The 19,166-nt window shown below is 60.1% G+C and carries 19 protein-coding genes; 7 read left to right on the top strand and 12 right to left on the bottom strand.

What is annotated here, in order from left to right; genetic code table 11:
• Positions 1 to 299 precede the first annotated feature (299 nt).
• Positions 300 to 1,151: a polysaccharide deacetylase family protein gene (locus ACMX25_RS06180; RefSeq protein ID WP_414948635.1), complete on the bottom strand. Its 852-nt coding sequence runs from the start codon at positions 1,149 to 1,151 to the stop codon at positions 300 to 302.
• A gap of 430 nt (positions 1,152 to 1,581) precedes the next feature.
• Between ACMX25_RS06180 and ACMX25_RS06175 the strand changes: the two genes are divergently transcribed.
• Both ACMX25_RS06175 and ACMX25_RS06170 read left to right on the top strand, forming a co-directional pair.
• Complete coding sequence (locus tag ACMX25_RS06175) at positions 1,582 to 2,487, top strand: glycosyltransferase family 9 protein (protein ID WP_414948634.1); 906 nt, start codon at positions 1,582 to 1,584, stop codon at positions 2,485 to 2,487.
• The gene (locus ACMX25_RS06170) at positions 2,484 to 3,413 is read left to right on the top strand and encodes a glycosyltransferase family 9 protein (RefSeq protein ID WP_414948633.1); all 930 of its coding nucleotides are present in this window, start codon (positions 2,484 to 2,486) and stop codon (positions 3,411 to 3,413) included. The genes ACMX25_RS06175 and ACMX25_RS06170 overlap by 4 nt, the downstream gene beginning before the upstream one ends.
• A 21-nt stretch (positions 3,414 to 3,434) precedes the next feature.
• On the opposite strand, the gene ACMX25_RS06165 is transcribed toward ACMX25_RS06170, so the two are convergent.
• Entirely contained in the window at positions 3,435 to 4,229 is a 795-nt protein-coding gene (locus tag ACMX25_RS06165) for a winged helix-turn-helix domain-containing protein (protein WP_414948632.1), read from the bottom strand.
• A gap of 965 nt (positions 4,230 to 5,194) precedes the next feature.
• The gene (locus tag ACMX25_RS06160; RefSeq protein WP_414948631.1) at positions 5,195 to 5,560 is read right to left on the bottom strand and encodes a DUF2866 domain-containing protein; all 366 of its coding nucleotides are present in this window, start codon (positions 5,558 to 5,560) and stop codon (positions 5,195 to 5,197) included.
• A gap of 311 nt (positions 5,561 to 5,871) precedes the next feature.
• Between ACMX25_RS06160 and ACMX25_RS06155 the strand changes: the two genes are divergently transcribed.
• Together ACMX25_RS06155 and ACMX25_RS06150 are read left to right on the top strand one after the other, a co-directional pair.
• Positions 5,872 to 7,557, top strand: a complete 1,686-nt coding sequence (locus ACMX25_RS06155; protein WP_414948630.1) for an ATP-binding protein — start codon at positions 5,872 to 5,874, stop codon at positions 7,555 to 7,557.
• Positions 7,554 to 8,246, top strand: coding sequence for a response regulator (locus ACMX25_RS06150; RefSeq protein ID WP_414948629.1), 693 nt, complete (start codon positions 7,554 to 7,556; stop codon positions 8,244 to 8,246). The genes ACMX25_RS06155 and ACMX25_RS06150 overlap by 4 nt, the downstream gene beginning before the upstream one ends.
• A gap of 7 nt (positions 8,247 to 8,253) precedes the next feature.
• On the opposite strand, the gene denD is transcribed toward ACMX25_RS06150, so the two are convergent.
• From denD to ACMX25_RS06115, 7 genes are all read right to left on the bottom strand, one after another.
• Positions 8,254 to 9,219: a D-erythronate dehydrogenase gene (gene denD / locus ACMX25_RS06145; RefSeq protein WP_414948628.1), complete on the bottom strand. Its 966-nt coding sequence runs from the start codon at positions 9,217 to 9,219 to the stop codon at positions 8,254 to 8,256.
• Between the two features lie 7 nt (positions 9,220 to 9,226).
• Positions 9,227 to 10,024, bottom strand: a complete 798-nt coding sequence (gene otnI / locus ACMX25_RS06140; protein WP_414948627.1) for a 2-oxo-tetronate isomerase — start codon at positions 10,022 to 10,024, stop codon at positions 9,227 to 9,229.
• Between the two features lie 22 nt (positions 10,025 to 10,046).
• Complete coding sequence (locus ACMX25_RS06135; protein ID WP_414948626.1) at positions 10,047 to 11,384, bottom strand: MFS transporter; 1,338 nt, start codon at positions 11,382 to 11,384, stop codon at positions 10,047 to 10,049.
• Positions 11,385 to 11,452: 68 nt separating this feature from the next.
• The gene (gene otnC / locus ACMX25_RS06130) at positions 11,453 to 12,106 is read right to left on the bottom strand and encodes a 3-oxo-tetronate 4-phosphate decarboxylase (RefSeq protein ID WP_414948625.1); all 654 of its coding nucleotides are present in this window, start codon (positions 12,104 to 12,106) and stop codon (positions 11,453 to 11,455) included.
• 2 nt (positions 12,107 to 12,108) lie between these two features.
• Complete coding sequence (gene otnK / locus ACMX25_RS06125) at positions 12,109 to 13,395, bottom strand: 3-oxo-tetronate kinase (RefSeq protein WP_414948624.1); 1,287 nt, start codon at positions 13,393 to 13,395, stop codon at positions 12,109 to 12,111.
• Positions 13,395 to 14,297: an L-threonate dehydrogenase gene (ltnD, locus tag ACMX25_RS06120; protein WP_414948623.1), complete on the bottom strand. Its 903-nt coding sequence runs from the start codon at positions 14,295 to 14,297 to the stop codon at positions 13,395 to 13,397. Before ltnD ends, otnK begins: the two co-directional genes overlap by 1 nt.
• 24 nt (positions 14,298 to 14,321) lie before the next feature.
• Entirely contained in the window at positions 14,322 to 15,026 is a 705-nt protein-coding gene (locus ACMX25_RS06115) for a FadR/GntR family transcriptional regulator (protein WP_414948622.1), read from the bottom strand.
• A gap of 310 nt (positions 15,027 to 15,336) precedes the next feature.
• Between ACMX25_RS06115 and ACMX25_RS06110 the strand changes: the two genes are divergently transcribed.
• Positions 15,337 to 16,275: a DMT family transporter gene (locus ACMX25_RS06110; RefSeq protein ID WP_414948621.1), complete on the top strand. Its 939-nt coding sequence runs from the start codon at positions 15,337 to 15,339 to the stop codon at positions 16,273 to 16,275.
• Between the two features lie 30 nt (positions 16,276 to 16,305).
• On the opposite strand, the gene ACMX25_RS06105 is transcribed toward ACMX25_RS06110, so the two are convergent.
• Positions 16,306 to 16,659, bottom strand: a complete 354-nt coding sequence (locus ACMX25_RS06105) for a DUF1428 domain-containing protein (protein ID WP_414948620.1) — start codon at positions 16,657 to 16,659, stop codon at positions 16,306 to 16,308.
• Between the two features lie 219 nt (positions 16,660 to 16,878).
• Here ACMX25_RS06105 and ACMX25_RS06100 point away from each other — a divergent pair, with 219 nt between their 5' ends.
• Complete coding sequence (locus ACMX25_RS06100) at positions 16,879 to 17,175, top strand: Clp protease/crotonase-like domain-containing protein (RefSeq protein ID WP_414948619.1); 297 nt, start codon at positions 16,879 to 16,881, stop codon at positions 17,173 to 17,175.
• Positions 17,176 to 17,527: 352 nt separating this feature from the next.
• Positions 17,528 to 18,244 (top strand): hypothetical protein, encoded by a 717-nt coding sequence (locus ACMX25_RS06095; RefSeq protein WP_414948618.1) that lies wholly within the window; start codon positions 17,528 to 17,530, stop codon positions 18,242 to 18,244.
• A gap of 14 nt (positions 18,245 to 18,258) precedes the next feature.
• Here ACMX25_RS06095 and ACMX25_RS06090 read toward each other — a convergent pair whose 3' ends face one another.
• Positions 18,259 to 19,092 (bottom strand): SDR family oxidoreductase, encoded by an 834-nt coding sequence (locus ACMX25_RS06090; protein WP_414948617.1) that lies wholly within the window; start codon positions 19,090 to 19,092, stop codon positions 18,259 to 18,261.
• Between the last annotated feature and the right edge of the window lie 74 nt (positions 19,093 to 19,166).

Below are 19,166 nucleotides of genomic sequence, written 5' to 3'. Positions count from 1 at the left end.
CCCGCATACACGACAGAAAGTCATAATTGATCACAATGTCCCAAGCGAGATTCCACAGACACTATCGCCAATTTAACTGCCACACCCGCATTGACCAAATCTAAAAAGTTACGGGATGTGTGTACCGTTGGGTGTCTTGGCGGTCGTTTCCTCGGTCATCGGCCCGTTGATCTGGTCTTGTGGTGACCCGCTCAATAGTTTGGCTTCGTACAATGCGTAACGTCTCTTACCCAGCGGCGCGACGCGGCGTAATCGCGGTCTCATTTTGATCTTATGTCTGGCTCTCCCGTCGAGCTTAATTAGTAGGCTTCACGTAAGGTAATAAAGTGCAAGCCTTGCTTTTCGGCGGCGTCGAAGACGCGAGGTAATACTGAGAGCAAAACCGGTTGGCCGTCGTCGGTAACGGCGGCGCCTCCATCGTGGAGCAACAGGATGTCACATGGTGCCAGATCGCGAAGCAGCCGCCGGGTAACGATTTCCGGATTGCGCTCGCGGGTATCGAAGCCGCGCCGCGTCCAGGCTGCCAGCCTCAGATCGAGTTTTTGCAAGACGGGCTCCAGGAAAATATTGCGCAAGCCCGCCGGCGCGCGAAAGAACGCTGGCCGCTCGCCCGTGAGATCTGTCAGCGTGCGTTGTGACTCATCGATTTCACGGCTTAACGCCCCCATGCCCGTCACCGAAAACGTGTGCACATGCTTTTGCGAATGGTTCTCCACGCTATGCCCTCGCGCGACGATCTCGCGGGTCAGCGCGGGATGTCGGCGTGCGCGTTCGCCGATCAGGAAAAACGTCGCGCGAACCTGATGCGCATCGAGCAGGTCGAGAACCCGGGGCGTGACGAGCGGATCAGGTCCGTCGTCAAGCGTGAGCGCGATGGCGTTTGCATTGCGCGGGATGTCGGGCAAGCGCGTCCAGTTAGCGCCGAGCAGCGTTGAGCGCGGCCACAATCCCGCCGCCGTGATGGCCGCGTGGTTGACCGCCGTGCCGGCCAGCCACCATGGCCACGACGCCGGCGCGGTGGCGCAGCCCGCTAGTGCCACTGCATGCCAGGCCACCGAAACCTTCAGTGCAAGCGGGGATCCTGTCACGGGCCAGCGACGCTCGGAGGTTGCATCCGGATCGAGTTGCAGTCGCGGATGAAATTTGAGCATGCATGTTCCTTCTTTGATTCCGATAACCGTTGATCGTGTTTATACGCTATTAAAAATGCATCCCGGCAGAGCGGGTTGCTCGCGGGTAAGTTTACCTATTTCCGCCGAAAAGGATTCAGAGGCATTGCGCCTTGTGGAAATCATGTGGATTTTAGCGTTTATGCGCTGAGCACTAATGTCACGGCGGAACATCCGACACACAGCGGTCACGTGGTTATCGCATGATCCTGTTCGCCATCGATTCGGGACAATCCATGCGGTGCGACCGTTTTTGCCGCCAGGTTTTGCGGCAGCACCTCCCGCTTCCCAAGCGTTGGTAAGTTCTGCCGTAACCCACGTAATGGAACGTGCTCTTAGACTGCCTCCTGCTCGGGGATCCGTCCTGAGCGGAAAGCTCCCCCGACAGCGGAGCGCCTCGCCGGAAGCATGTATGCACGCAACCCAGCCACTGTCGAGTGTGGCATTGATCCTTTCGTCGGCGCTCGGCGACTCGCTGCTGATGATGACCGTTGCACGCAACCTTCGATTGAACGGCGTGGCGGTCACGGTGTTCGGCCAGCAAATCAATACCATGCGGAGCTGGTTTCCCGGCATGGATATCGAGCCCGAACTGAAACCAGACGACTGCGCGGAACAACTCGCCCGCTTCGACACGGTGATCCAGCTCCACGCCAACAAGCCGTTCTTGAACCTTGAGCGGCTGCACCCCAGGGTCATTGTCCTGGCTCATTTGTGCAGCGCCAATTCGACAGAGTCGATGGCCGAACGCCTCACCCGTTTCTGCCGTGATGAACTGCGCCTTACCCTCGTCGATAAAGGCAACGGCATCACGCCCCCGCCCGGTTTGACGCATCGTCAACGCTCGCTGCGTGTGGCGATCCATCCGATGGCGAGCACGACTGACAAATGCTGGCTGCCGTCTCGCTTTATCGGGCTTGCGATCAAGCTGCGGGACAGCGGCTTTGATCCGCAATTTGTCGTGGCGCCCGAAGAGCGCGCGCGCTGGACGCATATTGAGAAATTCGGGCTCACGCTCGCCGATCTTGGGCCGCTCGATCAGGTCGCCGCGTGGCTTTACGAGTCGGGCTGGTTCATTGGTAACGATTCAGGCGTGGGCCACCTTGCATCGAGCCTCGAGATCCCCACGCTATCGCTCTTCATGCGCCGTGGCACTGCCCGCACATGGCGTCCGGGCTGGGGGGTGGGCCAGGTTCTGATCGGCAGCGCGTATCTGCCGACCGGGCGGCTCAAGGAGCGTTACTGGAAATACATGTTGTCGGTGAACAAGGTGTCTCAGGCATTCGACCGGCTGCGCGCACTGACTGCGAGCGCATGAATACGTCCAACACATCGTCCGCTCTTCGCGCCCCGGTCGGCCGGGTAGCGTTCGTCGCGTCCAACGCGATCGGCGACACGCTCGTGTCGATGGTGATCGTCAGGAATCTGATCGACAACGGCATCGACGTCACCGTTTACGGCACGCCCGCGCATGCGCTTCGGCACTGGTTTCCTGGCGTCGCTATCCACGCACTTCCGCACGACGACCACGCTGCCGCGTTCGCCTCGTACGACACGGTCTTCCAGATGCAATGGAACCAGCCGCTGCGCGATCTCATCGATGCTCATCCTCACGTGGTCACGTTGCATGGCGTTGAATTCGGCGACCGGCCGGGCTGCATGGCGCAGCGATTCGCTGACTTTTGCCGGGACGATCTCGCGTTGAGCACGCCGGTGCTGGATAACGGCATGACGGCACCTGCAAGCCTCGTGCATCGAAGGAATGGCAAGCGCGTGATGATTCATCCCGAGGCCAGCACCGAGGACAAGCGCTGGTTCTCGCACCGCTTCGTGAGGCTTGCCCAGCGTTTGCGCAAGCGCGGTTACGACGTGCAGTTCGTGATTGCGCCGCATGAGCGCGAACGTTGGCGTGACCTCGCGGCGCTCGATATTCCGGCGCCTCATTTTGCGGATCTGCACGAGCTTGCGTGCTGCGTGTACGAGTCGGGCTGGTTCATTGGCAACGACTCGGGGATTGGCCATCTTGCGTCCAATCTGGGCATTCCAAGCCTGAGCCTTTTCCGGCGTCGCCGGGTGGCGGAGCGGTGGCGGCCCGCGTGGGGCGTGGTCGATGTGGTGTTGCCGTGGCAGTGGGTGCCGACCGCGTACCTGAAAGAGAAGCTATGGCGGCAGACGTTGACGTGTAACCGCGTACTTGCGGCGTTCGCGCGGTTGACACGGCAGGTAGCGCACATGAACGGTTGATCGCAGTGGTGAGCGCGATGGCTAAGCGTAACTGCTTGCTGCAGAGAGTTGCTTGCGTGCCGGTTCCAGCGGCTTGACATTCAGTTCATCGTATTCCACAGGAGCGGTGTTCATCCCGGACGGGGTGAAGACATAACCGCGTCCACGGATGGTCTGGATCAGGCGAGGCATTGAAGGGTCGGCTTCGACAATCCTCCGCAATCGGCAGACGAGTACGTCCAGTGAGCGATCGCAATGGCCTTCGCCGGCGCCGCGCAATTTATCGGCGATGATGCGTCGTGACAGCACCTCGAGCGGATGTTCCGCGAAGAGGCGCAGCAACGCGAACGTGCTTGAATGAAGGGCGACGGGCACGCCGCGGCGCGTGAGCATGTGAGCGCGGATATCGAGGACGAAATCGCCGATGGTGCACATTCCTGTTGTATTCGCCGGTGTTCGGGATTTATGTGGCGCGCGGCGCAGTACGTTCTCGACTCTCGATAGCAGTTCGCGTGGATTGCACGGCATTCTGATGTAATCATCGGCGCCGAGTTCGAGGCATACGATCAGTTCCACCGAGTCGAGGGTATCTCCGATCACGATTACCGGTGTGTCATGGCCGGCGTGTTGCAAGGCCCGGAGCACGGCCGATGCGTTCATGTCGGGCAGGCCATCGCGCAGCACGATTAACGCGGGGACATCGTTGTGGTCCATGCGGGTGATTAATGCGCTGCCGCTGCTGAGCGTGTGGACGTCGGTGTAGCGGGTTTTCAGGGCATCGCGAAGGTTCCCGTGGATGGACGGGTTGGCCTCTACAAAAAAGATGCGGGTTTTCATTTGGGATCCTCAGGGATAGGAGGGGTTTTTTGTGGCGGATCACAGGTTCTTGCGTTAGCGGTCGGAGTCGGTGCTGGGTTGCTAGGTTTTTGGGGTTAGCGGTCTGGTTCATTGCCGGGTTGCTGCTTCTTAGGCCTTCGTGCATTTAGTGTTAGCTGATTTCTTTACCACTATTAGCCACTGCGCGTGGCGGCGCGTCATTTCTTGGTCCTTAGCGACAAAGAAACGAAGCGAAGAAAACGCTTTCACCTCTCTAAAAATTAAGTGTCCACCGCGTGCAGTTCCATTTCATGGGTACCCGAAAAGCACGGTGCTCGCTAGAGCTTAGGATGTGTGAACCCCTCCTTCTCGCGAATCCTGTCAGTAAAACGCTTCGCCCCGTACGCTCTCGGGCAAGCACCCTTGCCCCACCAACCCGCACGGCCTCACGCGTATTGCCGCTGTGGTGCTTCGCGGGTTAGCTATCAGTTTGCATTGTTATTTGTCGGTTTTAGGCCTTATGCATTCTGCAGGTGGTTTAAAAAATGGTTCGGCTGCGTACAAATTCGGTGGAAGGTTTTCCGCGGATAGCGCGGGGCGCTCCTTGGGCAGGTTCAGTCGTTAGTGCTAGCCCGAGAGCGTACGGGGCGAAGCGTTTTACTGACAGGATTCGCGAGAAGGAGGGGTTCACACATGGAGGGGTTCACACATCCTAAGCTCTGGCGAGCACCGTGCTTTTGGGGCACCCATGAATAGAAACTGCACGCTGTGGACACTTAGGGCAGAGCGGTGAAAGCGTTTTCTTTGCTTCGTTTCTTTGTCGCTAAGGACCAGGAAATGACGCGCCGCCACGCGCAGTGGCTAATAGTGATAAATAAATAAGCCAACATAAAACGCGCGAAGACCTAAAAAGCAGCAACCCGGCAATGAACCCGACCGCCAACGCCAGAACCCGTGCATCCCCACCGCCCAAACCTCACCACTCTCTAAGCCCGCGGCAAAACCACCTTCCCTGGCAACTCACGATCATCCACCACGAGGTACTGCGAACCGTTCCTGTGCGAACGCATGCGCTGGCGAATCTCCTCCTCCGACGCATCGCCCGGCACTGCAATACACGAGTATTGGCCTTCGCGATTGACCCATTCGACAATCCTGCAGCACTCGCCCCAGGGCCGCGGCAGCGTTTCCGACACTCGGGCGCCCCGCAGCTTGATGACCTGTTGCGCAGCGCTCGCAGAGCCAGCCGAGACGCCCTTGGCCGCCACCCGATGACCATCCCCACGCGCCGACGCCGCACCGCGTCCGAAGACCTTCAATAAGCCAGGCTGAACACTCGAAGCGGTTTGCATCTGTTCTCTCCAAAAATCGACAAAGAATCGACAAAGAAACGGCCAATAAATCGACAAAGAATAAGCAACTAAGTGAATCGGGTTCGAACGACCCCTTTGGCAGAATCGAATACTAGCCAGGCATCACGCACTGACAATGAACAAAAGAAGGAGAAATCGTGGAGGTTGCACGGGAACGTCGCGCGAACCTGAGCCAGCACCCCCGTTTCCACTAGAATCCGCGAATGCACAGCGAAACACATACCGAACCACTCGGCGCAAAAACAGGCCCGCCCATCGGCCCAACCCCGCGCCGCAGCTCGCGTAACATTTTGAAAGCACTTGGAAGCCACTCGCGTGCGCGGGCGGGCAAGATTCGCTTTGGCATTACGTGGAAGATGTTCCTTGCAGTGCTGATCGCCTGCCTGACAATCTCCCTCACAATGGGATACGCGCTGCGCCTGAGTTTCGAGAACGGTTTCCTGCACTACGTCCGCGCGCGCGACGCCGGACGCATGAACGCCGTCATGGCGAAGGTGACCGCCGAATACGCTGCTCACGGCAGCTGGAATTTCCTGCGCCAGCATCCCGAAGAATGGATCACACTGCTCGACGCCGCTCACGATCAGGCCCTCAGGCAGGAGATGGTCGAGGCGCAGACGAACAAGCCGCCGAGCTGGCGCACCTTTCCCGGCAGCGCCAGCGTCCAGCAAATGCTCGGGCCGCTGTCGGGCAACGAAGAACGCTCGCACTGGGGAATGCGCCTGCCCGCGCCCGCATTCGCCGACTCGGGCGTGGTGGCAAGCCGCGACCGTAACACCGGACATGACGTCGCGTTCGACGACCCTGCCTACGAACGGTCGCCACGCCCGCTGATGGGACGCGGAGGACGAGGCGCTCCGCAACCCGCCACGCTCTACGACGCCAACCATGAGCTGGTCGTAACGACCGACTCAGATCCGCCGCCCGACGCCGCCCTCAAGCCGGTGGTCTACAGCGGCAAAATAGTCGGCTGGGTCGCGGCCAACGCGCCCAACACACTCTCCGATGCCGCCGATATCGCGTTCCAGGCACAACAGGCGCGCGCGACCTGGGAGATCGCCGGGGTGGCCGTGATCCTGGCTGCATTGGTTGCCATGCTGCTCGCGCGGATCGTGCTGGCGCCGGTCAAGCGCCTGATGATCGCAACGCATCGGCTCGCGGGCGGCGACTACACGACGCGCGTAGCAGCCGGGCGTCGCGATGAACTGGACCGGCTTGCAGGCGACTTCAATGTGCTCGCGGGTTCCTTGCAGCGCGCGGAACGCTCGCGCCGGGATTTCATCGCCGATATCTCGCATGAACTACGCACGCCTCTGGCAGTGTTGCGCGGTGAACTGGAAGCGATCGAGGACGGCGTGCATGCATTCGATCACCACTCGCTCGCCTCACTGCAGACCGAAGTCGCGATGCTGAACAAGTTGATCGAAGACCTGTACGAGTTATCGTTGAGCGATGTCGGCGCGTTGAGTTACCGGAAGGTGCCGGCGGATATCGGACAGTTGGTGCGTGCATCGGTCGAAGCCATGCGGGAATCATTCAGAGCGAAGCAAATCGCATTGAGCCTGACGCTGCCGGAATCATCGGCGCAAAAGTCAGCGAACGACTCAACGGGCATGGTCTTCCAGGTCGACCCCGCGCGCTTTGTGCAACTGCTTAAAAACCTGTTGCTCAATTCATTGCGTTATACCGATCCTGGCGGAAGCGTATGCGTCTCGGTGACTGTTGGCCTTAACGGCTGGCAGCTCGATATCCAGGATTCCCTACCCGGCGTGCCCGCCGAAGCGTTGCCGCATTTGTTCGAACGTTTGTATCGAGTCGATGAATCACGCAGCCGCCAGAGCGGTGGCGCAGGCCTCGGCCTTGCACTGTGCCGCGCCATTGTGACCGCGCACGGCGGGACGACGATCGCCAGGCCGTCACCGCTTGGCGGCGTCTGGATCACAGCCCATTTTGAACCGGAAGGAGGCGTGGCATGAGTACCGAGCGACGCGGCGTTCGAATCCTGATCGTCGAGGACGAGCCGAAGCTGGCGGCGGTCATGGCGGACTATTTGCACATCGAAGGATTCGAAACAACATCAATCAGCGACGGTGCCGAGGTGATCCCGTTCATTCGCACCACCCCGCCCTCGCTAATGCTGCTCGACCTGATGCTGCCCGGGCGCAACGGCATGGATATATGCCGCGAGGTGCGGCAGTTCTCGACGATTCCGGTGATTATTCTGACGGCGCGCGTGGATGAAGCCGACCGTCTGCGCGGCCTGGAAATTGGCGCCGATGACTACGTCTGCAAGCCCTTCAGCCCTCGCGAGGTCGTCGCGCGAGTGAAGGCCATTCTGCGACGCGCGGCGCCACCCGTTGCAACCGCTGCGCCCGCGGCAACGGGCCTGGAAGTGGACCAGCAATTCCATAGCGCTCGGCTCGACGGCGAGGAGCTGAAGCTCACGCCGGTCGAGCTGCGCATGCTCGCGTTGCTGATGAAATCGCCGGGCAGGATCTTCCCGCGTGATTACTTGCTCAACCAGCTCTACGACGATCATCGGGTCGTGACAGACCGCACCATCGACAGTCACATCAAGAACCTGCGCCGCAAACTGCAGGTCGTGCGCCCCGATAGCGAGCCGATTGTTTCAGTCTATGGCGTGGGGTATCGGCTGGAACTTTAGCGAGCGTTCAAGCTCCAGCGGGTTTGCTCCCTTCAATGAAGGCGCGAATAACTTCGCTGAAGTTGCTGTCCGCCGCCAACCCCAGCTTTTCTCCTCGCGACGTGTCCCACGCTCCCGGCCAACTCCCGACAATCTTTTCGATCTTCGGGTCCGGTTGCCAGTCGATCAGCGCAGCCACGTCTTCGCCGGCCACGTCTTTCAGTGCATCGACCATTTCTGTCACGCTGACCGAAAGCCCCGGCAGGTTGACGACCGGCCATGTGCCGAGTTCGGCCTGTTCAAGCTCGCAACCGGCGATCAGCGATTCGATTGCCTGCTTCGGCGACAGCAGCCACAAACGTACGTCGCCACCGACCGGACACACCGCGCGTTCACCATTCAACGGCTCGCGAATGATGCCGCTTGCAAACGACGACGCCGCTGCATTCGGCCGTCCCGGACGCACGCTGATGGTCGGCAAGCGCAGCACTCGGCCATCAACAAATCCGCGTCGTGAGTAATCGCACAACAGCAACTCGGCGATGGCTTTTTGCGTTCCATACGATGACTTCGGATTCAACGCGGTATCGTCGCGTACGACCTCGGGCAAAGTGCCGCCATACACCGCGACGGAGCTTGTGAACAAGACGCGCGGCGCGTGTCCACGCGCACGGCATACATCGAGCAGCAGGCGCGATGCGTCCAGATTGATCCGCATGCCCAGTTCGAAATCCGCTTCCGCCTGCCCGCTCACGATCGCGGCAAGATGGAAGATCGCGTGCGTGTCAGCACTGATGCACCGCTCGAGCACGCTGCGATCTGCGATATCGCCGGTCTCGGCGCGCACGCGCTTGTCGCCCAGATCCGGCGGACGCACGACGTCGAGCAACGTAAGTCCGGTGATCGGTTGGCCCATTAGCGTCCCGCGTTCGAGAAGACGGCGCGCAAGCCGCTGTCCGAGAAAACCGGCGCCGCCGGTGATGAGAATATTCATGTTGCCCTCACGCACGTTGCAGATAAGGTTTGATCCAGCCGAGCCCGTCGGATGTCGCGGCTTTCGGCCTGTATTCACAACCGATCCAGCCGTCGTAGCCGAGTGAATCGATCAGGTCGAACAAGTACGGATAATTCAGTTCACCCAAGTCCGGTTCGTGCCGCTCAGGCACACCCGCGACCTGAATATGACCGACGCCCGCATTCGGGCGTTTCATGTCGCGCCGAAGTTTGACCGCGAGGTCGCCCTCCACGATCTGGCAGTGGTAGCAATCAAATTGCACTTTGAGATTGGGCGCACCGATCTCTTCGCAAATCGCTTGCGCGTCGTCCTGGCGGTTGAGAAAAAAGCCAGGGATGTCCCGCGTATTAATCGGTTCGATAACGATCGTGATGCCAGCCCCGCGCGCAGCGTTTGCCGCCAGTTCGAGGTTCTTCAGATAAACCCCACGATGTTTCTCGCGCGATTGTTCGGGCGTGATCAGACCCGCCATCACGTGCAAGGTCTTGTTGCCTAGCGCGGCGGTGTACTCCAGCGCTTTATCGAGCGCACGCGCAAACTCGTTCTCACGCCCCGGCAACGAAGCGATCCCGCGCTCGCCCGCCGCCCAGTCGCCCGGCGGTGCGTTGAACAAGGCTTGCGTGAGGCCATGTTCGTCGAGCCGCGCCTTGATCTCGGCGGCGGCGAATTCATAGGGGAACAGGAACTCCACGGCCTTGAAACCGTCTTTCGCAGCAGCAGCGAAACGATCGAGGAACGCGTGCTCGGTGTACATCATCGTGAGGTTGGCGGCAAAACGGGGCATAACATCGACTCCTTGTATGAGTTCAGCGATTCACGAGCTTGGCCGGCACGAGCCACGTGGCAACAGCACCAATCACAAGCATGCAGGCGAGAACGTACATGCCCGTCGCCGTGCTGTGCGTCAGGTCCTTCAGGTAACCAATCATGTAGGGGCTCGCAAAGCCGGCCAGATTGCCGATCGAATTGATCACCGCGATGCCGGCGGCCGCTGCGGCGCCCGACATGAAAGCGGTTGGCAAAGACCAGAACAACGGCGCACATGTCAGGACACCGGCGGCGGCAACGGAGAGCGCGATGATCGACACCACGGTATTGCCGGCGAACGATGCCGCCACCGAGAAGCCAACTGCTGCAGCAAGCGCCGGTACGATCAGATGCCAGCGCCGTTCGCGCCGCTTGTCCGCGCTATGACCCAGCACGTTCATCACCACAATAGCCACCAGAAACGGAATGGCGCTCAGCAAGCCGATATTGAATGCGCCGCTCACGCCCGTGGACTTGATAAAGGTCGGCATCCAGAACGTGAGGCCGTATTGCCCGGTCACGAACGCGAAGTAAATCAACGACATCCACCACATGCGGCTGTCGGCGAATAGTGCTCGCAGCGAATGCTTGGTGCTGTCGCCGGCGTGCTGCGGCTGCGCGCTGATTTCATCTTCCAGCAAGCACTTTTCACGTTCACTGAGCCACTTCGCGCTGCGGATATTGTTGTCCAGATAGAGGATAGTGGCAATGCCGATCAACAGCGCCGGGACAGCCTCGATCAGGAACATCCACTGCCAGCCTTCGAAGTGGCGGCTGTCCGAGAACGTCTGCATGATCCACCCGGATAATGGATTGCCGAAGATACCCGCCACCGGAATCGCCGACATGAACACGGCAACAATCTTCGCGCGCCGATGCGACGGAAACCAGTAGGTCAGGTACAGAATCACGCCGGGATAAAAACCTGCTTCAGCCAGTCCGAGCAGGAAACGCAGGACATAGAACTGCGTGGGAGTTTTCACGAACACGAAGAGCGCCGAGAGAATGCCCCAGGTGATCATGATCCGCGCAATCCAGATGCGCGCGCCAATCTTGTGCATCAGGATATTGCTTGGCAGTTCGAACAGAAAATAGCCGAGGAAAAATACCCCTGCTCCAAGGCCGAATACAGTCTCGCTGAAACCCAGATCCTGTGACATCTGCAGTTTCGCAAAGCCCACGTTCACGCGATCCAGATAGGCCACCACGTAACACAGCATGAGGAACGGCACGATGCGCCAGAACACCTTTGAATAGGTGCGGGAAAGTTCTTGATTGTCGTAGGCAGAAGCTACAGGCGTGCGCGGGCCGCCAGGCACCGCTTGGTCAGGGGTCATGCTCGTCTCCATGAGGCAGTTTTTAGATCGTTGGGTCGGTTGATTCAGTGACTTCGATTTCGTACGCGCTACCAGCGGATGTTGAAGGTCTTGCGCAAATCTTCGATGGCCGCCTCGTCGAGCGGCTCAGGAAGCGGCGCGTTGGCCGATCGCGCGAGGAGCCAAAGCCGTGCGGTTTCCTCAAGCTCTTCCAGTGCGTACGACGCGTGGCTGACCGATTTTTCCCAGACGACAGGACCCAGCCGTTCCAGCAAAACGGCACGCACCTTGGACGCCAGCGCGGCGACCTGATCCGCGACAATGGGGTCGCCCGGACGCCGGTACGCGATCAACGGCACATGCCCGACTTTCATCACGTAGTACGGCGTGATGGGCGGCAATACGTCGTCACGCCGCCAGATACCCGCAAGCGTCAAAGCGACCAGATGCGTGGAGTGCGTATGGACAATGCCGTGCGTGTCGCCATTGTTCTCATAGATCTTTCGATGCAACGCCAATGTCTTCGATGGCTTACCGCCCGACACATGATTACCCGCTGCATCGACTTTGGCGATATCTGCGGGATCGAGGCGGCCAAGGCAAGCGTCGGTCGGCGTGATCAGCCAGCCGTCGTCAAGCCGCGCGCTGATATTCCCGGCCGTACCCACCGTGTAACGGCGCTCATAAAGACTCGCGCCCGTCTCGCAGATTTCTTCGCGAATGCGGTTCTCGTTCGTCGCCATGGTTACGCGGCTCCATCGAGAGCGTTCAGTGCCTTCACGAAGAAATCCCTCGTGCCGAAATTGCCGGACTTCAACGCGAGCGCCAGCGGTTCTTCGCCAATGGATTGCGTCGCCGGCACACCCGGATCGATCTGGGCGCCAATCCGCAGCGACTTCACACCGAGCGCCTGCACGACCGCGCCAGACGTCTCGCCGCCGGCAATGACAAACTTGCGCACACCCATCTCGCGAAGCCCGCTTGCAATCGATGCCAATGCTTGTTCGACCAGATGCCCTGCTTGATCGACGCCCAATTCCTTCTGCACGGCTTTCACTTCGTCGGGTGTTGACGTAGCGTAGATCAGCACGGTTTCATCGCCGTGTTTCGCCGCGAATTCAACGGCTTTTTCGACGACAGGTTCACCGCGCGAGAGCGCAAGCGGATCGATTCGAAAACTCGGTTTGCTCGCGCGCCACTCCGCCACCTGCTCGTTGGTTGCCTTCGACGCGCTGCCGGCCAGCACAACCGATTTACCTTCGATCTTCGGCAAGTCCGACGCATGATCCGCTTCAGTCAGCAAGTTCGCCGCGCGGAAGTTGTTCGGCAAGCCGAGCGCGATACCCGAGCCGCCCGTGATCAACTTGAGATCCGCGCAGGCTTCGCCCAGCACGTAAAGATCGGCGTCGGAAACGGCATCGGCAATCGCCATACGCACGCCTTCTTTGCGCAACACGGCGATCCGGTCGCGCACCGCTTGCGGCCCCTTGGCGATCACGTCATAAGCGATCAACCCGACCTTCGATTTCGTCTGGCGTTGCAGCACACGCACGAGGTTAGGATCGGTCATGGGCGTCAGCGGATGGTTTTGCATGCCCGACTCACTCAGCAGCACATCGCCCACGAACAAGTTGCCGCGAAAGATCGTGCGGCCGTTCTCCGGAAACGCGGGACACGCGATGGTGAAGTCCTCGCCCAGCGCATCGAGCAGCGCATCGGCGACTGGACCGATGTTGCCTTTATCGGTGGAATCGAAAGTCGAGCAGTACTTGAACAGGAACTGCCGGCAGCCTTGCGCGCGCAGCCATTCGAGCGCAGCCAGCGATTGCGCGACCGCTTCCTCCGCGGGGATTGTGCGCGATTTCAACGCGACGATCAGCGCGTCGGCTTCCAGGCCGGCTGTAGTCGTCGTATCCGATGCCGGAACGCCGATGGTCTGCACCGCGCGCATGCCGCCGCGCACAAGCATGTTGGCAAGATCGGTTGCGCCAGTGAAGTCGTCGGCAATGCAGCCAAGCAAGGCCTTGCTCATTATTTGGCTCCCTTCGGAATGTCGATGCCCGGGAAAATCTTGATCACCGCCGAGTCATCTTCGCCACCGTGGCCGGCCGTCGACGCCATCATGAACATCTGGTGCGCCGCGGCCGACAACGGCAACGGAAACTTTGATGCGCGCGCTGTATCGAGTACGAGGCCGAGATCCTTCACGAAGATATCGACGGCAGATAGCGGCGTGTAGTCACCTGCGAGAATGTGCGGCACGCGGTTCTCGAACATCCACGAGTTGCCCGCGCTATGCGTGATGACGTCGTAGAGCGCATCCGGGTCCACGCCTTCGCGAAGCCCAAGCGCCATGGCCTCGGCCGCCGCGGCAATGTGTACGCCCGCCAGAAGCTGGTTGATGATCTTCACCTTCGAGCCTGCGCCATGCTCGTCGCCCATGCGGTACACCTTGCCCGCAATCGCTTCGAGCACATCCTCGCAAGCTTCAAAGGCGGCTTCGGGACCGGACGTCATCATCGTCATTTCGCCGGATGCAGCACGGGCCGCGCCACCGGACAGGGGCGCATCGAGCATATGCAGGCCGGCCGCTTCCACGCGCTTGCCGAGTTCGATGGCGAAGGCCGGTGACACCGTCGCACACGCCAGGACAACACCACCGGGGTTCATGGTGGAAACAGCGCCAGAATGAGTCTCGGAGCCGAACAGCACCGTCTCCGTTTGCGCCGCGTTGACAACCACGGTCACCACCACCTCGCACTGGCTACCCAGCTCGGCCGGCGTGGCACAGGTGATGCCGCCCTCGCCCGCGAATGCTTCGAGTACTTGAGCACGCACGTCGCAAGCATGAACCTTGAAGCCCGCGCGCAACAACGAACGCGCTACACCCAGACCCATTGCACCCAGGCCGATCACTCCTACGCTTCTGGACATTTCGTTATCCTTCGAATTAACGGGTCAGCAAATACCGGCTTCCGCGAGGCGGCGAGCGGCGTTGTAAAGATGGGTCTGTGCAGCGTTACGTGCGGCCATGGGGTCGCCTGCACGAATGGCCGCTGCGATCCGCGCATGTTCCTCGCGGACCTGCCGCGAAAAGTCTTCCCGCAACGCTTCGTTGCGACGCGTAACGAGCGTGCCGGCCTCGAGATACTGGTTCAGGAACGCAAGCGTAGTCAGGAAATACGGGTTACCGGTGGCGTTGGCGATCGCCCGGTGAAACTCGACGTCTTCAGTTACGCCGTCCTCGCCTTGAGCAACGGCGAGTTCAATCTGCGCAAGTTTCGCTTCGATCACGTCCATTTGCGCGTCCGTGCGGCGCATGGCCGCCTCCGACGCAACTTCCGCCTCGATCGCACGGCGCAGCGCCAGGATCTGCACGACCGCGCCCGGTTCGACGGCTTGGGCGTAATCGATTCGCAGCGGCCTGATCCCCGCCCGTTCGACGATGAACACGCCGCTGCCCTGGCGCGGCTCGACCATGCCTTCGTTCTTCAGCCGCGAGATCGCCTCGCGGATAACCGTCCGGCTCACGCCGAACTCCTGGGCCAGCACGGCTTCCGTCGGCAACTTGCCGCTTTTGACGAAGCTGCCCTTTTCGATTTGCAACTGAAGCTGCTGCGCGACGGTATCGCTCAGGGCCCGGGCAGGAATCTTGTCGAACATGCAGCCCCTGATTTGTTAGGTGATGTGGTCATCATACAAATTTGCCAACTTGTTGAGATACTAGAGATAACCCTGAGGGCACCTTGGGCGGGCGGCGGTTTCATCCTTGCTATGCGATTCGATCGTAATTTTTCTCACATACGCATGAGAAATGTTCGTTTGGCTGTTTGGGGCCAATACACCTACGATGACAACACCAGCGACCTCCGGTGTTGCTCATTCGTCGTTTTACGCCGCAATGAACCATCTCGCGCCAAAGCACGCTTACGATGGCGCCGCGTCACGACTCCACTGCGCTCGACGCCCTCAAATGAATCCGATAAATATCGTCCAGTTGCTCGTCCTCGCCGCCTTGTGGGGAGGATCGTTCCTCTTTATTCGCATCGGTGTCGCTGACTTTGGCGTCGCACCGTCGATGGCGCTGCGGGTCGGCATCGGCGCATTGTTCCTGCTGGCCGTGCTGCTCCTGCGCGGGTCCGCTCGCGCCTCCCTGCAGACCATGCGCACTCATGCATGGCCGCTTTTCGTGGTCGGCATCCTGAACTCGGCCGCACCGTTCTGCCTCTTCGCTTATGCGGAACTCACGTTATCAGCGGGCGTGACATCGGTGATCAATGCAACCACGCCGCTGTGGGGCGCGATCGTTGCATTCCTGTGGCTGAAGGATCGCCTGACCGGGCTACGCATCGTCGGACTGGTGATTGGTTTTCTCGGTGTGGTCGCGCTGGTCTGGAATCAGATGGACATAGGGACAAGCACAGGCGTGCCTGTGACGCCGGCGACAACCGCGCTCGCGGCGGCGGCTGCGCTCGGCGCGACGCTGCTGTATGGGATCTCGGCAAGCTACACCAAACGCAATCTCACCGGCGTCAATTCCCTCGTCGTCGCCACCGGCACGATGACCGCAGCAACAGCCGTGCTGCTGCCCTTCGCGCTGATCTGGTGGCCGGCTACGCCCATCTCGGCACAATCCTGGGGAGCAGTAATCGCACTTGGCGTGGCGTGTACCGGCATCGCTTATATGCTGTTCTTCAGTCTTATTGCGGCAACCGGTCCCGCGCGTACGATCAGCGTCACGTTCGTCATCCCGATCTTCGGCATTCTCTGGGGCGAACTCTTCCTCTCGGAACAGGTATCACCCGGAATGATCAAGGCATGTGCCACTATTCTGGTTGGGACGGCGCTGGCTACGGGTGTGATCAAGCGGCTGCCGGGCATGCGTCCGCGACGTGAGGCTCCTGTGAAGTAGCGTGTTCGGTGGCCCAGGCGCATCGCCCGATCATGCGTCCACGATCACCTCGAAACCACCGTAGATCAGGCGCTTGCCGTCGAAAGGCATCGGGTTCGTTTCCGGCTGCAACCCGGGATCGGCCATTACCGCTTCCATGCCTTTATCCCTCACCTGACGCGACGGCCAGACAACCCACGAGAACACCACCGTCTCGTCGCCCTTGCATTTGACTGCCATTGGAAACGACGTCAGCTTCCCTTCCGGCACATCATCTCCCCAGCATTCGACTACCTTCAACGCGCCGTTCTCCTTGAAAACGGCCGCTGCCGCTTCAGCATGCTTTGTGTATGTCTCGCGATCTGTTGTCAGCACCGCGACGACAAACCCATCTACGTAAGTCATGACCGCTCTCCTTTCGATTTTCCGATGTCGACAATAAGGGGCACGAAGCAACATTTTTGCATCGCCGCCCTATCCCCACGACGTGCGGCGCTTTCAGGAGTCGACATGCCTTGCCAACTATTTTCTGAAGCGTGGCGATTGGACGTGCATCGAGATTCTGCGGCGTATGCTTTCCTGCATGCCGTTTTCTCAGCATGCCGTTTTCTCAGGAGAAAAATCATGCTGTACGTTACGCGCTTCGGAGATCACGTCCGCCTCGAATTGCATCCGATGGATTCGCGTGTTACGACGGTCGTGCTCGATCGGCCCGAGCGGCGAAATGCGGTCGACCGGCAAGTCGCCGATGCATTGCGCGCGGCCTTCGAACTATTCGATGCTGGCCCCTCGATGACGGTCGCCATGCTGCGGTGTTTGCCGAAGGACTCGCGGGTGCGGGCCGCTTCGCCGCTGGCGCTGGCCGGCATGGTGGCGCGCAATAGGAACCGTCAAAACCCGCCAAAAACAGCGTATTTGTGAGCCGATGAAGCGACGCGCAATCTCTGATCAACGACGTGCCGCGTTAAAGTAGCGCTTTAGCGCGAAGATAGGCAACTGCGAGGCAGATTCAATAGCCGAACGTTTCGGCATCGAACACGTCCTGCGCAGTAAGAAAACACCGTGACCTGCATAATGCTTTCCAAGCCTTTTGATGACCGACTTAAACGTGCGTACCCAAGAAACCACCAGTGACTGCCCCGTATGCGGCAATTTCCTGGCATCGCCTGACGCAACATGTCCGCGATGTAAAACGAAACCGGCGGCCGCGAGCGCCGCCGGAGCAGCGCCCAACGAAGTATTTCCCGACCGATTCCATGAGAAGAAGACGCCGGTGGACTCGCGCTATCCGAGAACGCCTGATCCGGAAACTTCTACGTTGATTGCACAAAGCCGCTCGAACAAACGCATCAAATTTACCGGGGCTGCCCTTGTCGTCCTGGTTGCGATGATCGCGGGCGCTTCGTACCTGTATTACGGCTCTGCTGACAATGACGCGCCCCAGGAAGCGAAGTCCGTGAGCGGGCCGCTTGCTGAGACAAACAACGTGACCGCAGCCGCTCAGCCGGCCAGCATCAATGCCCCGCTCACTGCAAATAACGCGTTGAACGATGTGGCGAGAATCATCGATGCAGTGCGTTCGGCGATGGTGCGAGGCGAGCTGAATACGGCCCGCCAGCAACTGACCCTGCTTCGTCCGGGTGCGGATCAACGAGCAGATGTCCAGCGAATCACCTTCGAACTGGCCCAGCGCGAACACGCGAGAGATTCGGCTGTGGGTCTCGCGCGGGCCTGCGAGAAAGCAGGCGATGTGCCGTGCGTCTTGCGATCGGCCGGTGACGCGCTAGCGAGCGACGTAACCGATTCCGAAGCACGCGCAATGCTTCTACGTGCCGTCACGCAATCCGGCGCAAACCAGGTCACCGCCGTGAAGGTCAACCAACGGAGCGACGCTGCGAATATGACGCATCGGCAACCGCTTGAAAAACACAGGATCCGACGCAGTCCTCAGGTATTCGCGAACAACAACGAAATCTACGGCAAGCACTGATTCACGCCGCTGACTTACGCGTCGTCCAGTTCCGTCGACCGGGCGATGTCCTCCTGCGCATTCAACTCGGCAAGCCGTTTCGACAGCCCCGCGCGGACCCTGTCAAAGGCGCCGCTACCCAAGGTCAGCCGCAGCGGCGCGGGCGTGCGCTCGACGCTATCGAGCATCGCCTGGACCATCTTGAGCGGATCGCCTCTCAACGCGAACGAACCTGTTTCGATCGCGCGCCGGACATCGCCGGCGGGCGTGTTGTCGTAGATCGCCATGGGCGTCGATTTGACAATGCCCCCGCTGAAACTCGTTTTTGCCGGCCCCGGCTCGACAATCGTAAACTCGATTCCGAACGATGCAACTTCCGTGGCGACCGCCTCGACGAAGCCTTCAATTCCCCATTTCGTCGCGTGATACAAGCTGAAGTCCGGATACGTCATCTGTCCGCCTTCTGACGACACCTGCAGGATCCGGCCACCGCCTTGGGCGCGCAAATGCGGCAACACGGCGCGTATGACCTGGATCGAACCGATAAGGTTAGTGTCGATCTGCTGCCGGATCTGCTCATCGCTCAGTTCCTCGGCTGCGCCGACGAGTCCGTAACCGGCGTTGCTGACGACCACATCGATACGCCCCAACTCGGCAAAAGCCCTGCTGGTTGCTTGCCGGATGGCGTGGGTATCCGTCACATCCAGCGATGCCACCCAGAGGCGCTCGCCGAACCGTTCCTTCAAGTCGTCAAGGGCGTGCACCTTGCGTAACGTCGCGGCCACGCGGTCGCCGCGTGCCAATAAATTTTCAGCCAGCAAACGCCCGAAACCAGAAGAGCTCCCGGTGATAAACCATGTTTGACTCATGTGAATTGTCCCCAAAAAGCCAATCGCGCCGCGAGATTGCAACGCGTCTTGAGGACCATGCTAGACCCGCTCTA

It is taken from the genome of Caballeronia eucalypticola, assembly GCF_047608185.1.
In the GTDB taxonomy this organism is placed as follows: domain Bacteria; phylum Pseudomonadota; class Gammaproteobacteria; order Burkholderiales; family Burkholderiaceae; genus Caballeronia.
Note: the sequence above shows the minus strand (reverse complement) of the source record. Positions and strands in the feature narration are given on the sequence as shown.

Bases quoted from the DNA above. Each gene is read 5' to 3' on its own strand.
- ACMX25_RS06180 (WP_414948635.1), bottom strand. From the start codon at position 1,151: ATGCTCAAATTTCATCCGCGACTGCAACTCGATCCGGATGCAACCTCC.
- ACMX25_RS06175 (WP_414948634.1), top strand. From the start codon at position 1,582: ATGCACGCAACCCAGCCACTGTCGAGTGTGGCATTGATCCTTTCGTCG.
- ACMX25_RS06170 (WP_414948633.1), top strand. From the start codon at position 2,484: ATGAATACGTCCAACACATCGTCCGCTCTTCGCGCCCCGGTCGGCCGG.
- ACMX25_RS06165 (WP_414948632.1), bottom strand. From the start codon at position 4,229: ATGAAAACCCGCATCTTTTTTGTAGAGGCCAACCCGTCCATCCACGGG.
- ACMX25_RS06160 (WP_414948631.1), bottom strand. From the start codon at position 5,560: ATGCAAACCGCTTCGAGTGTTCAGCCTGGCTTATTGAAGGTCTTCGGA.
- ACMX25_RS06150 (WP_414948629.1), top strand. From the start codon at position 7,554: ATGAGTACCGAGCGACGCGGCGTTCGAATCCTGATCGTCGAGGACGAG.
- denD (WP_414948628.1), bottom strand. From the start codon at position 9,219: ATGAATATTCTCATCACCGGCGGCGCCGGTTTTCTCGGACAGCGGCTT.
- otnI (WP_414948627.1), bottom strand. From the start codon at position 10,024: ATGCCCCGTTTTGCCGCCAACCTCACGATGATGTACACCGAGCACGCG.
- ACMX25_RS06135 (WP_414948626.1), bottom strand. From the start codon at position 11,384: ATGACCCCTGACCAAGCGGTGCCTGGCGGCCCGCGCACGCCTGTAGCT.
- otnC (WP_414948625.1), bottom strand. From the start codon at position 12,106: ATGGCGACGAACGAGAACCGCATTCGCGAAGAAATCTGCGAGACGGGC.
- otnK (WP_414948624.1), bottom strand. From the start codon at position 13,395: ATGAGCAAGGCCTTGCTTGGCTGCATTGCCGACGACTTCACTGGCGCA.
- ltnD (WP_414948623.1), bottom strand. From the start codon at position 14,297: ATGTCCAGAAGCGTAGGAGTGATCGGCCTGGGTGCAATGGGTCTGGGT.
- ACMX25_RS06115 (WP_414948622.1), bottom strand. From the start codon at position 15,026: ATGTTCGACAAGATTCCTGCCCGGGCCCTGAGCGATACCGTCGCGCAG.
- ACMX25_RS06110 (WP_414948621.1), top strand. From the start codon at position 15,337: ATGAATCCGATAAATATCGTCCAGTTGCTCGTCCTCGCCGCCTTGTGG.
- ACMX25_RS06105 (WP_414948620.1), bottom strand. From the start codon at position 16,659: ATGACTTACGTAGATGGGTTTGTCGTCGCGGTGCTGACAACAGATCGC.
- ACMX25_RS06100 (WP_414948619.1), top strand. From the start codon at position 16,879: ATGCTGTACGTTACGCGCTTCGGAGATCACGTCCGCCTCGAATTGCAT.
- ACMX25_RS06090 (WP_414948617.1), bottom strand. From the start codon at position 19,092: ATGAGTCAAACATGGTTTATCACCGGGAGCTCTTCTGGTTTCGGGCGT.